21 protein-coding genes and 1 tRNA gene are annotated in these 15,904 nt (G+C 65.9%); 17 read left to right on the forward strand and 5 right to left on the reverse strand.

Annotated elements, in window-relative coordinates; all coding sequences use genetic code 11:
- Nucleotides 1-561 precede the first annotated feature (561 nt).
- The 3 genes from DID99_RS20830 to DID99_RS20840 all read left to right on the forward strand — a co-directional run bounded on the left by DID99_RS20830 (nucleotide 562) and on the right by DID99_RS20840 (nucleotide 2,888).
- Nucleotides 562-1,863 (forward strand): NCS2 family permease, encoded by a 1,302-nt coding sequence (locus DID99_RS20830; protein ID WP_044846874.1) that lies wholly within the window; start codon nucleotides 562-564, stop codon nucleotides 1,861-1,863.
- A 377-nt stretch (nucleotides 1,864-2,240) separates the two neighbouring features.
- Complete coding sequence (locus tag DID99_RS20835; protein ID WP_124667458.1) at nucleotides 2,241-2,477, forward strand: hypothetical protein; 237 nt, start codon at nucleotides 2,241-2,243, stop codon at nucleotides 2,475-2,477.
- A 12-nt stretch (nucleotides 2,478-2,489) separates the two neighbouring features.
- Nucleotides 2,490-2,888, forward strand: a complete 399-nt coding sequence (locus tag DID99_RS20840) for a hypothetical protein (RefSeq protein ID WP_124485273.1) — start codon at nucleotides 2,490-2,492, stop codon at nucleotides 2,886-2,888.
- A gap of 229 nt (nucleotides 2,889-3,117) precedes the next feature.
- On the opposite strand, the gene DID99_RS20845 is transcribed toward DID99_RS20840, so the two are convergent.
- Complete coding sequence (locus tag DID99_RS20845) at nucleotides 3,118-3,969, reverse strand: LysR substrate-binding domain-containing protein (RefSeq protein WP_044846873.1); 852 nt, start codon at nucleotides 3,967-3,969, stop codon at nucleotides 3,118-3,120.
- Between the two features lie 201 nt (nucleotides 3,970-4,170).
- On the opposite strand from DID99_RS20845, the gene DID99_RS20850 reads away from it, so the two are divergent.
- From DID99_RS20850 to DID99_RS20860, 3 genes are read left to right on the forward strand one after another with little or no spacing between them, the layout of a single operon-like run.
- Entirely contained in the window at nucleotides 4,171-4,710 is a 540-nt protein-coding gene (locus DID99_RS20850; RefSeq protein ID WP_124667459.1) for a sugar ABC transporter, read from the forward strand.
- A 13-nt stretch (nucleotides 4,711-4,723) separates the two neighbouring features.
- Nucleotides 4,724-5,050: a hypothetical protein gene (locus DID99_RS20855; RefSeq protein WP_124667460.1), complete on the forward strand. Its 327-nt coding sequence runs from the start codon at nucleotides 4,724-4,726 to the stop codon at nucleotides 5,048-5,050.
- 4 nt (nucleotides 5,051-5,054) lie between these two features.
- Entirely contained in the window at nucleotides 5,055-5,918 is an 864-nt protein-coding gene (locus tag DID99_RS20860) for an MBL fold metallo-hydrolase (protein ID WP_124485270.1), read from the forward strand.
- 171 nt (nucleotides 5,919-6,089) lie between these two features.
- Here the strand turns inward: DID99_RS20860 and DID99_RS20865 are convergent, their stop codons facing one another.
- Nucleotides 6,090-6,377 carry a DUF1488 domain-containing protein gene (locus tag DID99_RS20865; RefSeq protein WP_014898618.1) on the reverse strand — a complete coding sequence of 96 codons (288 nt, stop codon included), beginning with the start codon at nucleotides 6,375-6,377 and terminating at the stop codon, nucleotides 6,090-6,092.
- A gap of 242 nt (nucleotides 6,378-6,619) precedes the next feature.
- Entirely contained in the window at nucleotides 6,620-6,811 is a 192-nt protein-coding gene (locus tag DID99_RS20870; protein WP_044846908.1) for a DUF2964 family protein, read from the reverse strand.
- 472 nt (nucleotides 6,812-7,283) lie between these two features.
- Here DID99_RS20870 and DID99_RS20880 point away from each other — a divergent pair, with 472 nt between their 5' ends.
- From DID99_RS20880 to DID99_RS20910, 9 genes are all read left to right on the forward strand, one after another.
- Nucleotides 7,284-9,173 carry a sigma-54-dependent Fis family transcriptional regulator gene (locus DID99_RS20880; protein WP_124667461.1) on the forward strand — a complete coding sequence of 630 codons (1,890 nt, stop codon included), beginning with the start codon at nucleotides 7,284-7,286 and terminating at the stop codon, nucleotides 9,171-9,173.
- Nucleotides 9,174-9,307: 134 nt separating this feature from the next.
- A complete protein-coding gene (locus DID99_RS20885; RefSeq protein WP_059527056.1) occupies nucleotides 9,308-9,610 on the forward strand; it encodes a 2Fe-2S iron-sulfur cluster-binding protein in 303 nt (100 codons plus the stop codon).
- Nucleotides 9,611-9,666: 56 nt separating this feature from the next.
- Nucleotides 9,667-10,161, forward strand: a complete 495-nt coding sequence (locus tag DID99_RS20890; protein ID WP_124667462.1) for an SRPBCC family protein — start codon at nucleotides 9,667-9,669, stop codon at nucleotides 10,159-10,161.
- 103 nt (nucleotides 10,162-10,264) lie between these two features.
- Nucleotides 10,265-10,642, forward strand: a complete 378-nt coding sequence (locus DID99_RS20895) for a DUF2946 domain-containing protein (RefSeq protein WP_124667463.1) — start codon at nucleotides 10,265-10,267, stop codon at nucleotides 10,640-10,642.
- An 89-nt stretch (nucleotides 10,643-10,731) separates the two neighbouring features.
- Nucleotides 10,732-10,875 (forward strand): hypothetical protein, encoded by a 144-nt coding sequence (locus tag DID99_RS37345; RefSeq protein WP_185733799.1) that lies wholly within the window; start codon nucleotides 10,732-10,734, stop codon nucleotides 10,873-10,875.
- A complete protein-coding gene (gene copC / locus DID99_RS20900) occupies nucleotides 10,872-11,237 on the forward strand; it encodes a copper homeostasis periplasmic binding protein CopC (RefSeq protein ID WP_044846865.1) in 366 nt (121 codons plus the stop codon). The genes DID99_RS37345 and copC overlap by 4 nt, the downstream gene beginning before the upstream one ends.
- A gap of 46 nt (nucleotides 11,238-11,283) precedes the next feature.
- Nucleotides 11,284-11,730, forward strand: a complete 447-nt coding sequence (locus DID99_RS20905; RefSeq protein WP_044846864.1) for a copper chaperone PCu(A)C — start codon at nucleotides 11,284-11,286, stop codon at nucleotides 11,728-11,730.
- Between the two features lie 32 nt (nucleotides 11,731-11,762).
- On the forward strand, nucleotides 11,763-11,939 hold the full coding sequence (locus DID99_RS37350; RefSeq protein WP_185733800.1) for a hypothetical protein: 177 nt from the start codon (nucleotides 11,763-11,765) through the stop codon (nucleotides 11,937-11,939).
- An 84-nt stretch (nucleotides 11,940-12,023) separates the two neighbouring features.
- A complete protein-coding gene (locus tag DID99_RS20910) occupies nucleotides 12,024-12,653 on the forward strand; it encodes a LysE family translocator (protein WP_124667464.1) in 630 nt (209 codons plus the stop codon).
- 44 nt (nucleotides 12,654-12,697) lie between these two features.
- Here DID99_RS20910 and DID99_RS20915 read toward each other — a convergent pair whose 3' ends face one another.
- A complete protein-coding gene (locus DID99_RS20915; protein WP_124667465.1) occupies nucleotides 12,698-14,023 on the reverse strand; it encodes a leucine-rich repeat-containing protein kinase family protein in 1,326 nt (441 codons plus the stop codon).
- Between the two features lie 149 nt (nucleotides 14,024-14,172).
- On the opposite strand from DID99_RS20915, the gene DID99_RS20920 reads away from it, so the two are divergent.
- Nucleotides 14,173-14,257 (forward strand) — tRNA-Leu (locus tag DID99_RS20920).
- A gap of 14 nt (nucleotides 14,258-14,271) precedes the next feature.
- Nucleotides 14,272-14,619: a hypothetical protein gene (locus DID99_RS20925; protein WP_124667466.1), complete on the forward strand. Its 348-nt coding sequence runs from the start codon at nucleotides 14,272-14,274 to the stop codon at nucleotides 14,617-14,619.
- 31 nt (nucleotides 14,620-14,650) lie between these two features.
- Here DID99_RS20925 and DID99_RS20930 read toward each other — a convergent pair whose 3' ends face one another.
- Complete coding sequence (locus DID99_RS20930) at nucleotides 14,651-15,784, reverse strand: porin (RefSeq protein ID WP_124667467.1); 1,134 nt, start codon at nucleotides 15,782-15,784, stop codon at nucleotides 14,651-14,653.
- Nucleotides 15,785-15,904: the final 120 nt, after the last annotated feature.

Raw genomic sequence — 15,904 nt, forward strand, 5'->3', positions numbered from 1 at the left:
AGAAACCACAGTCGGGCCCGCGTCGCGAAATGACAGTTGCGGACGGAACGGGTTCGGCGCAGGATAGCCCGATATCTGCAACCGCCTGGACTGATGAATGGCCGCTGCACGCCGCTGCGCACCCGCGCCGGTCATGCCGCGCGCGTTCGCGCATGCATTGGACCGTCCTGCGTTCGGCCAGCATGCGGGTGCGCGATTGCAGTCGCATGTCATCGCATGTCATCGCGCGGCGGCCGCGCGCCGCATGCCGGCCATGTCGTTGCGCCCGCATCGGCCGGCCCGGCCCGCCGCCCCTCATCGAATCGTTTCCATCGTTTCTACCTGCCCGCCTCGTCCGAACCGGTAAAATGCGCGCCTTCCTCGCGCGGCCGGCCTGTCCGACCGTTCGCGCGAACGCGGCCGATCGTGCCCCGACTATATCGTCCGAGCTATCCGCGCTATTACAATCCGCCGATAGCGCGGCAATAGTGGCTGGTTACAGTAGGCCGGCCTCGCGCTGCCTTACAACAATTCGGCACGAACAACAAGCAACACGACAACCCGACCGGAGAAAACGCCTTCATGGAATCCATCAAGCGGTATTTCGGCTTCGCTGAAGCCGGCACCGACTTCCGCACCGAAATACTCGCGGGCGTCACCACGTTCCTGACGATGGCCTACATCATCTTCGTCAACCCCGCGATCCTCGGCGATGCCGGCATGCCGAAGGAATCCGTGTTCGTCGCGACCTGCCTCGTCGCGGCGCTGGCATCGATCATCATGGGGCTGTACGCGAACTATCCGATCGCCTGCGCGCCCGGCATGGGCCTGAACGCGTATTTCGCGTATACGGTCGTCAAGGGAATGGGCTTCACGTGGCAGGCCGCGCTCGGCGCGGTGTTCATCTCCGGCTGCCTGTTCCTGCTCGTCACGCTTTTCCGCGTGCGCGAGGCGATCGTCAACGGCATTCCGAAATCGCTGCGCATCTCGATCACCGCCGGCATCGGCCTGTTCCTCGGCATCATCTCGCTGAAGACCTCGGGCGTGATCGTCGGCAGCCCGGCCACGCTCGTCACGCTCGGCGACCTGCACAAGCCCACGACGATCCTCGCGATCATCGGCTTCTTCACGATCGTCACGCTCGACCACCTGCGCGTGCGCGGCGCGATCCTGATCGGCATCATCGGCGTCACCGTCCTGTCGTTCTTCTTCGGCGGCAACCAGTTCCACGGCGTGTTCTCCGCGCCGCCGTCGATCGACGCGACGCTGTTCAAGCTCGACATCGGCGCCGCGCTGTCGACCGGCATCATCAACGTGATCCTCGTGTTCTTCCTCGTCGAGCTGTTCGATGCGACCGGCACGCTGATGGGCGTCGCGAACCGCGCGGGCCTGCTCGTCGAAGGCAAGATGAACCGCCTGAACAAGGCGCTGCTCGCCGACAGCACCGCGATCGTCGCGGGCTCGGTGCTCGGCACGTCGTCGACCACCGCCTATATCGAGAGCGCATCGGGCGTGCAGGCCGGCGGCCGCACCGGCGTGACGGCGATCACCGTCGCCGTGCTGTTCCTCGCGTGCCTGTTCATCGCGCCGCTCGCCGGGGTCGTGCCGGGCTACGCAACGGCACCGGCACTGCTGTACGTGTCGTGCCTGATGCTGCGCGAGATGGTCGACGTGCCGTGGGACGACGCGACCGAAGCCGTGCCGGCCGCGCTGACCGCGCTGCTGATGCCGTTCACGTACTCGATCGCGAACGGCGTCGCGTTCGGCTTCATCGCTTACGGCGGCCTGAAGCTGCTGACGGGCCAGGCCCGCACGGTCAAGCCGATCGTGTGGATCATCGCGGCCGTGTTCCTGTTCCGCTTCTTCTATCTCGGCAGCGAGTGACGCACGCGCATCGGTGCGTGGCATGATCAAAAGACGCCACCTTCAGGTGTAGTGCCACCCGGTTCCTGTCGCGGAACCGAACGGCATGGCGAGAAGGACGGCCCCTGACGACCCGGTCGCATTTGCGGCCGGGTCGTTTCACATGGGCGCCCTGTTTCGGCGGGCGCCCGCCTAGCTGCATGCCCGGGGGCATTTTCCCGGGCGGGATTGATGGTTGTATTACGCGAAACAATGCGTTTCGGCGTATCAAAAATCATTGAATTTACCCCAAATATCCAATCGAAATATTGGCGACTGATATATTAAAAATACAAGACATCACTTAATCGTCGCACAGCACCATTTTCTATCGATATTTTCGCAAATCGATACGACGCATGACTTTGATGACGCCCGCAATTATCCCCGGAATTATCGGGTTGATTTATAAAATCCGGCTGCTATATTCCGCTTGCACGGCCGAAAATCTCTGTGGTCGCGCGCTCTTCCCGCTCATCAAAAGGAGTGATTCTTTCGGTTTTATTCGGGTCGGCGTGATTCAATATATCAAGCACGCACGGGGCATCCTCCACGCGAATGGGCATGGGGCCGGAAAAACATTGCCTGTTTCATAATCAGGAGTCGTCATGGCAACGATCTACGTAAACGTGATTGTCAATGTCGCGAAAGCCATTGCCGAAAACAATCTGCCGAAATATGTATTCATGGTGGATTCGACGGGCTACAGCGGGGACGGTTCGGAAGGCAGCAATGAATTGCGGACGAAATGCGAAAACGGCGACACGATCGTCTGGTCCGCCGTTTCCCTCGACCCGGGTGAATCCATCGCGATTCTCGGCTTCTGGGGGAGCGCGATTCCCAACATGGTCAACCCGCAACAATATCCGCAATTCGACGGCGCCGTGTGGGGCGGGCGGGTCAACAGCGCGGGAACCAACGTTCAATACTCGATCAACCTGCTGCTGGAGGGTAACGTCCATATGTCGTTCGACCCGTTCATCACGGCGACCAACCCGGCTCGATAACCGGGTGCGGCAGTCCGGGTTCGACTGAATGACCGGTTTCGGCTTGTCGCTTCGCGGCATGGACAAGCCGAAACCGCGATGGACGGATTTGCAGACAGGCGGTTCGTGAAGCGGCGGACCAAAGCGGCCCGAAAGCCTGATGCCTTTCCTTTCCGTGAAGAACTGAACGGCATGACGCCGCAGGACCGCGTGTTCGTTCGGGTAGCCGCCTGGTGCGGGCGACATCAGGTCACGCGTCCGCCTGCCGGAGCACCCAGCGCGCGAAGGTCTGCAACGGCCCCTCGCCCAGTTCGAGCGCCTCCGGCAACACGAGACAGAAGCGCTTGACCACGCCCCGCCCGTCCGGCCAGGGCGCCGCGAGCAGCCCCTGCGCGATTTCGGCGTCGACATAGAGGCGCGGCACCAGCGCGACGCCAAGCCCGGCCAGCGCCGCGGCGATCAGCATCGAGTAAAGATCATAGCGGGCGCCGGCGGCCGGATTGTTCACGGGCAATCCCGTCTCCTGCACGTAAGCCGACCACGCATCGGGCGTCTGGCGCTTGTGCAGGCGCGGCAGCGTGCCCAGCAAGGTGTCCGGCTGCCCGCCCGCGAGCAGCGACGGATGGCAGACCGGCACCAGCACCTCCTCGCACAACCGGTACGTATGCATGCCGGCCCAGGCCGGATGCTCGAAGTGAATCGCCGCGTCGAAGCCGCTGCCGGCCAGTACGAACGGCTCGGCGCGATCGGCGAAATGCACCGTGATGTTCGGATGCTGCGTCTGGAATCCCTTGAGCCGCGGAATCAGCCAGCGCGTCGCAAACGTCGGCGTCACGGCGATGTCGACGCTGCCGCCGTCACCGGGCTGCCCCATCATGTACTGGCTGTCGCGCTCGAGCCGGTCCAGCACTTCGCGAACCTGCGCCGCGTAGCGCGCGCCGTTCGGCGCCACCCGCACGCGGTTGCCGACCCGTTCGAACAGCGCGACGCCCAGGAACGTCTCCAGCCGGCCGATCTGCCGGCTGATCGCGCCTTCCGTCAACGCCAGTTCGTCGGCGGCGCGCGCGAAGCTCCCATGCCGCGCCGCGGCCTCGAATGCCATCAATGCCGAATTGCTCGGAATCCTGCGTCGCGTCACGATTGCTCCCGGTCCGACCGCCGTCGGTCATGGCTTGATCAAATGTCATTGAATGGTGACGAATCATCGTTTTCCGCCCATTCTCCCGCTCATTATCATGACAAAAACTCAACCAGTCGAGCCGGCCGATCGCTCAGAAGGCCACTCGCCACCCGTGGAGATGTCATGATCTATGCCGTTGAATGCAGCATCGCCGAGCCCGCCGTCGAAGCCGGGTGGAACGACTTCTACAGCCGCGTCAAACTGCCGGCGCTGATCTCGGTATCCGGCTTCCGCACATCGCAACGCTTTCGCGCCCTCGGCGGCGACGGCCCAGTCTACCTCGCGCTGCATACGATCGACGGCCCGGACGTGCTGACGTCGGCCGAGTATCGCGACAAGGGCGGCGGCAATTTCGCGCGCTGGCAGCCGCACATCGTCGAATGGCGCCGTAACGTGTACGACAGCGCGGCAGCTGCGCCGGCCGTCTCCGGCCATCAATGGCTGGCCGTGTGCGACGACGCCGCCCCGTTCGCGCGAGCAGGTATCGCAGCCACCGCCATGCATGCGGTCGCGCTGGACCGCCAGCCGGCCGCTCGCTGGCTGGCGGTCCTCGATCACGATCAGGCGCGGCTCGCGTCCGATGCGTCGGGCGCCGCGATCCGGTGCTATGCGCCGATGGGCGACCGGCTCGTCAGCGCGACAACGACGTCGGCCGCACGCTGACGGGAGCCCGGCCATGCCCAGCGTCACGATTCTCATCCCCGGGACGAGCATGCCGTCCAGCGCGGCACTCGATGCACTGTCGTCACCCTGCGAGACGCTCTGCACCGAGGTGTTGCGCGCCGTACCCGGCACGATCCACGTCGCGTACGTTCCGATCCGGCTCGGCCGCGGACATCCGGTCAGTGCGGAGATCCGCTTTCGCATCGCGTCATTTCGCACCACTGAATTGATGGACCGGTTCATGGCCGAACTGGATCGCGAGATTCTCCGCCACACCGGATCCATCGCACGCATCCGCTGCTTCGGCTACGACACCACCCACCTTCACGCCCGACATTGACCCCATGAGCGCACTGATTCCACGCCCTTCTTTCCCGCGCCGCCAAGTCGGCGATTTCACGGTGACCGCGATCAGCGACGGCACGCTGACGGCCGGCCTCGACCTGCTGTCGAACATCGACGTCGACGACGCGGCCCGTATCATGCACCGGGCCGGCATGCATACGCCGTCGGCGGTCAACATCAACTGCTACGTGATACGCGGCAACGGCCGCACCGTGCTCGTCGACACCGGTGCCGGCGGCATCCGGAACTGGGGCGGCCTGCTGCGTCCGTCGCTGTCGCAAGCCGGCATCGATGCACGCGAGATCGACACGGTCCTGCTGACGCACGCGCATCCGGACCACATCGGCGGCCTGCTCGACGCAGACGGGCGCCCGGCCTTTCCGCAAGCGGAGGTGCTCATCGACGAACGGGAACGCATGTTCTGGCTGGACGACGATATGTACGAGAGAGCCAGCGAGCGAGCGCGCATCAATGTCCGAATCGCGCGGCGCGCGTTCGACGCCTGCGCGGCGCAACTGCGCACCATCGCGGCAGGCGACGTGCTGCCCGGTATCGCCGCCGTGCCGCTGCCGGGGCACACGCCCGGCCACACCGGCTATCGCGTCGAATCGCAGGGCGAGCGCCTGCTGATCTGGGGCGATCTCGTGCATTTCGCGCCGATCCAGGTTGCTCGCCCCGACGTGTCGATCGCGTTCGATCACGATCCGTCGCAGGCATCGGCGACCCGCGCGGCCACGCTCGCCGAAGTCGCTTCGGATCGCTTGCTGATTGCCGGCATGCACCTCGCCGACGCAGGCTTCGCACGCATCGCGCGCACGCACGACGCAACGGGCGGCGCGTACGCGCTGATCGACTCAGATTGAGCGAAACGGGATCAAGCGAAACGGAACGCGGGCACGCCATCGCGCCGCACGATGCCCGGACCGTGCAGCGCATCGTCCCGCACAAGCGATCGATCTACCGGACGAGCCCGCGCCGATATGACACGGGCGCCGGTATCCGGCGCCCGCTCCGTCGCTGCCCGGTCGTCCGGCTCAGCGCCAGTTCGCTTCGTAGAAGCGCACGTAGCCGCTGCGCAGCGTCACGCATTGCGCGCGCGTCTCGGACAGCAACCGCCGTGCGGCTGCCTCGATCCGCTCGCGGTGCTGATCGTACGCACCGACCATGTCCTCGAAGCGCGGCGATGCCGCACCGAAATGATCCTCCAGCGCCTCGGCGGTGATCTGACATTGGACGCGCTCGCCATTGACCAGCGCCGTGAAACCAAGCATCAGGTCGCGCCCCGAATATTCGGGCTTCTCATTCGTGAAATGGATCTGCATGGGAGCCGCCTCGACCGGTAGAAAGCAAATGACCGCGTCCGTCGTCCGCTACCGGCCGGACGAAAATTTACGCGGGCTCGCCGGCAGAGGCACGATCCACGGGGTATGGCGCGGACTAATGCATGCCGGTTGCATTCCACTTTAGACGGTTTCGCGCAGGAGGCAAAATTTGCGATGTGCGTCGTTCCGACGCGCATTTCCTCTGACCAGCGCGACATCCGGCACCGTTTTGCCGAACGGCGTCAGTGAGGATCGGTGGGCCAGACGTTCAGCGCGATCGCGGCGGTCGTGGCGCCCGCCGCAATCGCGGCCGCTCCGTATTGCACCGCGTCGCTCAGGTCGAACAGCAGCCCGTGGATCGCCACGGCGATGCCGCCCAGCATGATGAAGGTGGCGATGGCCGCCAGCACGACTCTCAGTTCCGTCCGAACCATGATGCGTCTCCCGAACGGATGCATGTCGCGTCGCATGCATGTTGCGATGCGGAACACGGCGCGTGCGTGTCCCATTTCCATCATTGCAGGCGGGCGCTTAAAAGCAAGGGGTTTTTGTACGCAGTCGCACAACGTGCGCGGCGCTTGTATGATGAGGCGATATCGACGGCGGCCCGGGTGGCGGATGGTGCGGTGCAGGGCGTCAAAGGGTTCGACTGCGAAGCGGGGGCCTCGGAACGCGCTGATGTGCGGGCTCGGGTTGACCGCGAAGCGTGGGACCAGAGTAAGCGCTGAAGCGCCAACTCCGGCCGACTGCGAAGCATGGGGCCCAAATAAGCGCTAAAGCGCTAACTCGGACCGACCGCGAAGCATGGGGCCCAAGTAAGCGCTAAAGCGCCAACTCGGACCGACCGCGAAGCATGGGGCCCAAGTAAGCGCTAAAGCGCTAACTTGGGCCGACAGGAGACAAGACATGCCTCAATCTTTCGTGCTGCCCGCCACCGCGGGCCGCACCGACCTGCTCGCGCAGGCGCATGCCCGTTCGACCGCGGTCGGCCTGCGCGCGAACGAGCGCCCCGATTTCTCGCCGCTGTCGCGGCTCGCGCTGCGCGAACTGCTCGACACGAACCACGCATTGTTCGCGCACGCGCGCCCGGTGATGGAAGACCTCCACGCGCAAATCGCCGACACGCAAAGCCTCGTGCTGCTCACCGATGCCGACGGCGTGATCCTGCACAGCATCGGCGACGCGGACTTCATCGAGAAGGCGAACCGCGTCGCGCTGTGCACCGGCGTGTCATGGGCCGAAGGCGCGCGCGGCACCAACGCGATCGGCACCGCGCTCGCATCGGGCCAGGCGGTCGCCGTGCACGGCTCGGAACACTTCCTGCGCGCGAACCATATCCTCACCTGCTCGTGCGCGCCGATCATCGATCCGTTCGGCCGCACCCTCGGCACGCTCGACGTGAGCGGCGACCCGCGCGGCTTCAGCCCCCATACGCTCGCGCTGGTGCGGATGTCCGCGCAGCTGATCGAGAACCACCTGTTCGCGAACCAGTGCGCGGAGGCGCTGCGGCTGCGCTTCCACGCCCACGAGGATTGCGTCGACTCGCTGTTCGCCGGGCTCGTCGCGTTCGGCCCCGACGGCGGGCTGATCGCCGCGAACCGGAGCGCGCAATTCCAGCTCGGCGCGACGTTCGATGCATTGCAGCATCAAGGCTGCGACGCGCTGTTCGGCATGCACTTCGGCCAACTCGCGCAGCAGGCGGCCCGCGCGGCCGGCGCACCGTTCCGCCTCACGCTGTCGACCGGCGTGCGCGTGCTCGCCCGCTGCGAATTCGCGGAAGCGCACAAGACGGCCGTCGCCGTCACGCCGCCCGCCCCCGCCATGCGCACGCGGGCGCCGGACCCCGACGCGATCACGTTCGCGACGCTCGACACCGGCGATGCGCGGATGGCCGCCGTGCTCGAACGCGTCGCGAAGATCCGCGGACGCGACCTGCCGTTGCTGATCCTCGGCCAGACCGGCACCGGCAAGGAATGGCTCGCGCGTGCGCTGCACCAGGCATCGCCGCGCGCGGACGGCCCGTTCGTCGCGGTCAACTGCGCGGCGCTGCCGGATTCGCTGATCGAGGCCGAACTGTTCGGCTATGAGGACGGTGCGTTCACCGGCGCGCGCAAGCGCGGCAGCCCCGGCAAGATCGTGCAGGCCGACGGCGGCACGCTGTTTCTCGACGAAATCGGCGACATGCCGCTCGCGCAGCAGGTCAGGCTGATGCGCGTGCTGCAGGAGCGCGCGGTGATGCCGCTCGGCGGCGCACGCGCGGTGCCGGTCGACGTGCGCGTGGTCTGCGCGACCCACCGCGACCTGCGCGCGATGATCGCCGCAGGCACCTTCCGCGAAGACCTGTTCTACCGGATCAACGGGCTCGCAGTCACGCTGCCGCCGCTCGCCGCGCGCACCGACCTGCCCGCGCTGGTCGAGCGGATCCTCGCGCGGCTGGCGCGCAGCGAGCCGATGCCGGGCCGCCTCGCGGCCGACGTGCTCGACGCGTTCATGCGGCACCGCTGGCCCGGCAACCTGCGGCAAATGACCAACGTCCTGCGCACTGCCGGCATGCTCGCCGAAGACGAAGCCGAAATCACGCTCGCGCACCTGCCCGACGATTTCTGGCTCGACTGCGACGACGCACCCGCGGCGCAAGCCGCACCGGCCGACGTGCGCGAAGCGACGACGCTGCAGAGCCACCAGGCCGCGGTGATCGATGCCGTGCTCGCACGGCACGGCGGCAACGTATCGGCCGCCGCGCGGGAGCTCGGGCTCGCGCGCAATACCGTGTACCGCTACCTGCGCCGGCACTGACACGTTCCGGGCCGGATGTCCGCCCGCCGGGCGCCGGCCGCAGGCGGCTTCGGGTATGCTTGGCGCTTGCGTTGCCTTCCGGCATCGCGCTGCCTTTCCTCGCTTCGCTGCCGATTCGCCGCCCGCTTTCACCCATGACCGATCCCGACCACCCGCCTCTCGTGCGCATCGAGCCGCTCGGCGCGACGTTCGACGCGCCCGATTCGCTGACGCTGCTCGAGGCCGCCGCGTTCGCGCACGTCAGGCTGCCGCGCTCGTGCCGCAACGGCACATGCCGAAGCTGCCTGTGCAGGATCGTCAGCGGCAGCGTACGCTATACGATCGAATGGCCGGGCCTAAGCCGCGAGGAAAAGGCCGACGGCTATACGCTGCCGTGCGTGGCCGTCGCGACTTCGGATGTCGTGCTCGACGTGCCCGATGCGGTCATGATCGACTGAACGCGGCGCGCGGCCGCGCGCCGTCCCGCAACGATGATGCCTGCCTGGAGAAGATGATGACCCAGTCCACCGATCGCATCGAGAAACAAGCCTTGCTCGCCGCGCCGCTGGCGCGCGTCTGGGAAGCCGTCGGCAATGCCGGCGAATTCGGCATCTGGTTCGGCGTGTCGTTCGACGGGCCGTTCGTGCCCGACCAGCCGCTGTTCGGCCGCATCACGCCGACGCGCGTCGACGACGACATCGCCAAGGCACAGGAGCCGTATGCGGGCACTGTGTTCGAAATCGTCGTCGATCGCGTCGAGCCGAAACAACTGTTCTCCTTTCGCTGGCACCCGTTCGCGATCGACCCGAACTTCGATTACACGTCCGAGCCGATGACGCTCGTCACGTTCGCGCTCGCGGAAAAGGACGGCGGCACGCTGCTGACGGTCACCGAGACGGGTTTCGACCAGCTGATCGAAGCGCGCCGTGCGAAGGCGCGCGAGATGAACGATCACGGCTGGGCCGCGCAGATGATGCTGATCACGAAATATCTGGCGAAGCACGCGTGAGCGCGCCGCGCGTCATTCCCGGTATCCACGTGCCCGCATGCCCTCGCCGCGGGTGCATGGCATAATCCGCTCCATCGTTACCCTACGCCGCCCCGCGCATCGCATGCTGAGTCGTCGTTTCCGGAAGATCGTCAGTCTGATCGGGATGCTCGCCATCCTGATGACGGCGCTCGCGCCGACGATCTCGCAGGCGCTGACGACGCAAGGCCGCGTCGACGCGCTGCTTGCCGGCCACTGCACGGCCGCGCCGGCTGACGGCGGCCACGCCGGCAATGCGTCGTCGAAAAGCCTGCAGGCGCATCTGCAGGCCTGCGGCTATTGCAGCCTGCTCGCCCATACGCCGGCCCTGCCCGCGCCCGAACTGACGTTCGCGGCCAACGTCCACCCGCTCCAGCACCGCGAAGCAACCCGCTTCGAAAGCCTGCGCCGCGCGCTGCCGCTCACGGCCGCGCAGCCGCGCGCCCCGCCGCTCGCGTCCTGATTCGTCGTCACCGCGCGTGATGCCGCAGCGCATCGCGCCGTCCGCACGCGCCCGCGCGTGCACGCCGTGTCACGTTTCGAAGGACGATCATGTTCGACCGTATTGCTCGCGGCGCCGTGCCGTGCGTGCGCTCGCCCGCTTCAGGCGGTTGCGCGTGCGCGAACGCGCGGCCGCGTGCCGAATTCGAATACATCGTTTTCCTTATTATTTCCAACCGGATCATCCCGTCATGAAAACCACTGCATTCCTCCGCGGCGCACTCGTCGCTCTCGGCTTCGTCGTCGCCCAGGCCGCACACGCGCACGCGCACCCGAAAACCCTGGAACCGGCCGCCGACGCCACGCTGTCGAGCGCGCCGCACGCGGTCACGATCGACTTCAGCGAAACGCTCGAACCCGCATTCAGTTCGATCGCCGTCACCGACAGCCACGGCCAGTCGGTCGCCGACGGGAAATCCGCGGTCGACGCCGGCAACCGGAAGCGGATGCATGTCGCACTGGCGAACCTGACGCCCGGCACGTACACGGTCGCATGGGTTGCGGTGGCGAGCGACGGCCATCGCACGCAGGGCCGCTACGCGTTCACGCTGAAGTAACCGCATACGCTGCCCGCGCTTCCCTACCCGATCAGGAACACCAACAATGAAACGCTCGATTCCGACCAGCCTGCTGTTCGCCCTGCTGGCGCTGCAGGCGCCCGCCACGTTCGCCGCGTCGGCCGTCCAGGCCGATGCATGCTGGATCCGCACGATGCCGGCGACGGTGCCGTCATCCGGCTATTTCACGCTGAAGAACGACGGCGACAAGCCCGTCACGCTCACGGGCATCGATACGCCCGCGTTCGGGATGGCGATGATGCACGAAACGCAGACGGCCGGCAGCACCGCGAAGATGGTTCACGTCGAAGCGGTCGACGTGCCCGCGCACGGCACGGTGACGTTCAGGCCGAAGGGCTATCACGTGATGCTGGAGGAGCCGCGCCAGCCCGTCGCGCCCGGCGCGAAGGTGCCGTTGCGGCTGCATTTCGCCGACGGCGCGACGGCGTCCGTGACCTGCGACGCGAAGGCGCCGTCCTACACCGGCCAGTAACGCCGCCTGCGCAACGACCGAAGGAGATGCACATGAGCAAGGAACGCCTGCCGCTGGCCAACCTGATCGTCCGCTACCGGACGCCGTTGAATGTCGCCGTGCTGATCGTCTGCGGGTTATGGGCGGGGTGGATCGCCTGGATGACGCGGCCGTCCGCGATCGATTCGCCGTCGTCGATCGCCGCCTACTGCGTGCGCGACGCGCGTTGACGCCGTGTGTCGGGGTGAACCGCGCCGCCGTGGCATCATGCACGGATTCACCCCGACCGCAGAACCCGCCTTTCGGAGCGCCGCATGTCCATTCAGACCTGGCTGCTGTTTGCCGCAGCCTATCTCGCCACCACGCTGTCGCCGGGCCCCAACGTGCTGCTCGTCATCCGCAACACGGTGCGCTACGGCTCGCGCGGCACCGCCGCGACGATCGCGGGCAACCTCGTCGCGCAAGGCGCGGTGGTCATGCTCGTCGCGTTCGGCGTCGGCGCCGTGCTGGCCGAGATGCCGCCGCTGTTCATCGCGATGAAGGTCGTCGGCGCCGCGTATTTGATCTATCTGGGCATCCGGCAACTGCGCGGCGGGCGCAACCGCCGTTCGCCGGACGGCGAGGCCGCGATCGTCGAGCCCGACCGCAGGAAACTGTTCCGCGAAGCGCTGTTCGTGTCGGGCAGCAATCCGAAGACGATGATCTTCCTGTCGGCATTCATGCCGCAGTTCATCGCGCACGATCGCCCGCTCGCGATGCAGTTCGTCGCGATGTACGCGACGATCGCCTGCACCGTCGTCATCGTGCACAGCGTCTATTCGTTCGGCGTGCGCCGGCTCCATCGTGGCCTCGGCATCAGCCCGTGGGTACGCGCGGCCAAGCGCGCGAGCGGGCTGCTGTTCGTCGGGCTCGGGATCAAGCTGCTGACCGCGCGGCAGGCGTAAGCATCCGCACGGCGAGGGCCCGCGCCGCGGCGCGGGCGGAATCGTCAGCCCTTCGATTCGGCCAGCGCTGCCGCAATCTCGCCGAACGACGGCCGCGCGTCGATATCTTCGTTCAGGCACTCGGCCGCCAGCGCGTCGAGTGCGTGCGAGCCTTCCCATGCACGCGGCTCGCAGCGCGCCAGCAACTCGCCGAGCAGATGGCCGAACGCCCTGACCTCCAGCCGTTCGAGCCGCGCCGCGCGCTCGCGGTCGTTCACGTCGTAGACCGACGCCGCGCCGAAATCTCCGAGCAGCGCGCCGCCCTTGCCGTCGTGCAGGATGTTGTGCGCGTACAGGTCGCCGTGCATGATGCCGCGCGCGTGCAGATGCGCGGCGACCGACGCGATGCCGAGCGCGATCCGCGACGCGTCGGCCGGCGCGAATCGCGCATCGGCCGCATACACGTCGCGCGTGCAGGACGCGAAGCTCGGCGGCCCGGCGAGATTGGTCAGCGCCGGATCGACCAGCGCCATCACGAGGCCGTGCGTGCCGTCCGGATGACCGCGCACCTTGCCGATCACCGGAATCATGTTCGGATGGCGCCCGGCGTGCAGGCAGGCGGCCATTTCGCAATCGGGCAGGCCGTCGCTCGTCACCGCCCCCTTGAACAGCTTGACCGCGACCGCTCGCGGCACGGCGCCGTCCACACGCCATTGCGCGCGGTAGATTACGCCCGACGCGCCTTCGCCGAGCTTCTCGTCGCAGGTCAGCGACGTCCAGTCGATGTCCGCGACGCCCGGCTCGGCCGAAGCCGCGGCTTCCGGCGCGGCGCCGAACGGATTGCCCGCCGATGCGAGCCACGCGAGGCGCGGCAGGCGCAACAGCCAGTCCGGCAGCGCGTCGAGCCGGTTCGCCGACAGCCGCACCAGCTCCAGCGCACGGCAGGCGGCCATCTCGGGCGGCAACGCACGCAATCGGTTGCCCGCGAGCATCAGTTTCTGCAGGCGTGCGCAATCGCCGATCTCGGCGGGCAGCGCGTCGATTTCGTTGTCGGTCAGGATCAGCCAGCGCAGCGCACGCGGCAGCGAATCGCGCGGCACCGTGCGGATCCGGTTCGCCTTGAAGCCGATCATGTCGAGCTGCACGCACGTGCCGAGCACTTCAGGAAATTCGGTGAAGCGATTGCCGGACGCGAACAGGATGCGCAGGCGATGCAGCCGCGACAGGTCGTCCGGCAGCGCGGACAGCGCATTGCCGGACAGATCGAGCACTTCGAGCGTATCCGCCAGATCGAAGATCTCGCGCGGGAATTCGGTCAGCCCGCACGCGAGCTTCAGTTGCCGGGCGCCCGACAGCTGGCCGGCCTGCAGTTGGTCGAGGGTCGTCGTCACGGGGAGAAAACGGGTTGCGGTTGCGAGGATCGTCGGATCGATCCGGCGAATTTTACCGGGTTCCCCCTCGCCTGCCCCGCGATCGCGTCACACCCCCTTCACAAACGCGCAATGTGGCGCTAGAATTGCGCCCCTTGCAGTACTGAAGTGCCGACGTGGTGAAATTGGTAGACACGCTATCTTGAGGGGGTAGTGGCGAAAGCTGTGCGAGTTCGAGTCTCGCCGTCGGCACCAGATACGGTTTTTCCGTGTTTCGTGCATTTGCAAAAAAACCGCAACAGCGCAACGCTTCGCGGTTTTTTTTATTTCGTCGCCACCGCTCTCACACTTGGTCCCCGGTGACACCGGAAACCCTTGGGCGACCGGATGCCAAGGGCATGGGCCGCGCACCTGCCGCCAACGACGCTCCCCGGCGTTCCGCGTTCTTCATGATGCTCGTGAATTCGCGCAATCCGTTCGGAAGCCATCCCCTCGTCTTCCGCATTATCTTCACGATCGCCTCGCGTCTGGCTCCCTACACGGCGAGCCCGCATCAGGAGGATTCCCCATTCAATCTTCCTGCATGCGGGCTCGGCGAGGAACGTCAACCGGTATGAGGCGGACAGTATCCGTTACTCAAAATCGCGGCTAGAACGAGTGGCGCATCCCGATCCGTACGTCTGCCTGCGTCGTGGTCGACGACGGCACGAAGCTGTAACCCACCACCGCGTTCACACCGCTCGACGCCTTCACGTAGTCTCCCGACAGATAGACATCGGTCCGTTTCGACAACAGGTAATGGAGGCCAAGCGCCCCTTCGTTCCAGTGATGGCCTTCGAACGTCGTGTACTGATACCCTCCGATCACGCTGAACGACGGCGTCACCTGCCAGGCTGCACCGCCCTCGCCGACTTTCATTCTCGACGTTTGCCCGTTTCCCTTGATGGTCGAATACGTGAAATTGCCGAGCAGGGTTACCTTGCCGATTTCATAACTCGCACCAATACCGAACGTCGCCTGTTTGTCGACCGCAAAAGGCGTGCTCGCATACAAGTCGGTCACGGCTCCGGTTGCCGAATCGACGCTGACCGTCGGCTTCCCGAGGAACGTGCTGGTGCCGATCATCAGGTATGGATCGAACGCGTATATCCCGTGCGGATTGTTGAGCTGCGTATATGCGGCACCCATCGAAAATCGACCGTTGGCATAATGCGCACCGGCGCTGTAGGCGCTGTTTTGATGAAATGCCCCGGCCACCCCGCCGAAGGAATACATGCCGCCGAACTCGAGTCCGCCGAAGTTGGCTGACTTGAATTTCACGGAATTCGGCAACCGGTCCCCATTGAAGCGGTCGAAATCGCCCTGGTGAATCGCGTACCCGCTCCCCCATCCGGATACGTTGTAGTACGTGACAAACTCCTTCGTCATGTCCAGCTGGTTGCCGAGCGACAACGTACCCCACTCGTTCCGAAGCCCGACGTATGCCTGCCGCCCGAACGCCGCGCCGCCGAATCCGAGTTGCCCGTTCGCCACGCTGAATCCGCTTTCGAGCACAAAGACCGCCGCCAGCCCTCCCCCAAGATCCTCGGTTCCCTTCAGGCCCCAACGGTTTCCATACGATACGCCGTCGTCGAATTTGGCGACACCGGACCCGCCAGTGTTGCTGACATAAGTGATCCCTGCATCGATGACTCCGTACAGCGTCACGCTGCTCTGCGCCTGAGCCACACCGCCATACATCGATATCGCACAAGCAAGCATTCCTAATTTATATTTCCCCATTTTCTCCTCCTTGATTTCCCACGTTGAAATGAACCGGTACTTGATGAAATCCCGAAGTGCCGCTTATCGAACGCCTACCGTATCCGGAATCGGCGCGAAGCCCGGCGCGGCACCGTTCCG

Origin of the sequence: Burkholderia sp. Bp8986, assembly GCF_003854225.1 — a bacterium.
GTDB lineage: Bacteria > Pseudomonadota > Gammaproteobacteria > Burkholderiales > Burkholderiaceae > Burkholderia.

Coding starts and splice junctions, on each gene's coding strand:
- DID99_RS37345 (WP_185733799.1), top strand. CDS start 10,732: ATGTTCGACCGTATTGCTCGCGGCGCCGTGCCGTGCGTGCGCTCGCCC.
- DID99_RS20885 (WP_059527056.1), top strand. CDS start 9,308: ATGACCGATCCCGACCACCCGCCTCTCGTGCGCATCGAGCCGCTCGGC.
- DID99_RS20835 (WP_124667458.1), top strand. CDS start 2,241: ATGACTTTGATGACGCCCGCAATTATCCCCGGAATTATCGGGTTGATT.
- DID99_RS37350 (WP_185733800.1), top strand. CDS start 11,763: ATGAGCAAGGAACGCCTGCCGCTGGCCAACCTGATCGTCCGCTACCGG.
- DID99_RS20905 (WP_044846864.1), top strand. CDS start 11,284: ATGAAACGCTCGATTCCGACCAGCCTGCTGTTCGCCCTGCTGGCGCTG.
- DID99_RS20890 (WP_124667462.1), top strand. CDS start 9,667: ATGACCCAGTCCACCGATCGCATCGAGAAACAAGCCTTGCTCGCCGCG.
- DID99_RS20910 (WP_124667464.1), top strand. CDS start 12,024: ATGTCCATTCAGACCTGGCTGCTGTTTGCCGCAGCCTATCTCGCCACC.
- DID99_RS20860 (WP_124485270.1), top strand. CDS start 5,055: ATGAGCGCACTGATTCCACGCCCTTCTTTCCCGCGCCGCCAAGTCGGC.
- DID99_RS20850 (WP_124667459.1), top strand. CDS start 4,171: ATGATCTATGCCGTTGAATGCAGCATCGCCGAGCCCGCCGTCGAAGCC.
- DID99_RS20880 (WP_124667461.1), top strand. CDS start 7,284: ATGCCTCAATCTTTCGTGCTGCCCGCCACCGCGGGCCGCACCGACCTG.
- DID99_RS20930 (WP_124667467.1), bottom strand. CDS start 15,784: ATGGGGAAATATAAATTAGGAATGCTTGCTTGTGCGATATCGATGTAT.
- DID99_RS20830 (WP_044846874.1), top strand. CDS start 562: ATGGAATCCATCAAGCGGTATTTCGGCTTCGCTGAAGCCGGCACCGAC.
- DID99_RS20855 (WP_124667460.1), top strand. CDS start 4,724: ATGCCCAGCGTCACGATTCTCATCCCCGGGACGAGCATGCCGTCCAGC.
- DID99_RS20895 (WP_124667463.1), top strand. CDS start 10,265: ATGCTGAGTCGTCGTTTCCGGAAGATCGTCAGTCTGATCGGGATGCTC.
- DID99_RS20845 (WP_044846873.1), bottom strand. CDS start 3,969: ATGGCATTCGAGGCCGCGGCGCGGCATGGGAGCTTCGCGCGCGCCGCC.
- DID99_RS20870 (WP_044846908.1), bottom strand. CDS start 6,811: ATGGTTCGGACGGAACTGAGAGTCGTGCTGGCGGCCATCGCCACCTTC.
- copC (WP_044846865.1), top strand. CDS start 10,872: ATGAAAACCACTGCATTCCTCCGCGGCGCACTCGTCGCTCTCGGCTTC.
- DID99_RS20865 (WP_014898618.1), bottom strand. CDS start 6,377: ATGCAGATCCATTTCACGAATGAGAAGCCCGAATATTCGGGGCGCGAC.
- DID99_RS20840 (WP_124485273.1), top strand. CDS start 2,490: ATGGCAACGATCTACGTAAACGTGATTGTCAATGTCGCGAAAGCCATT.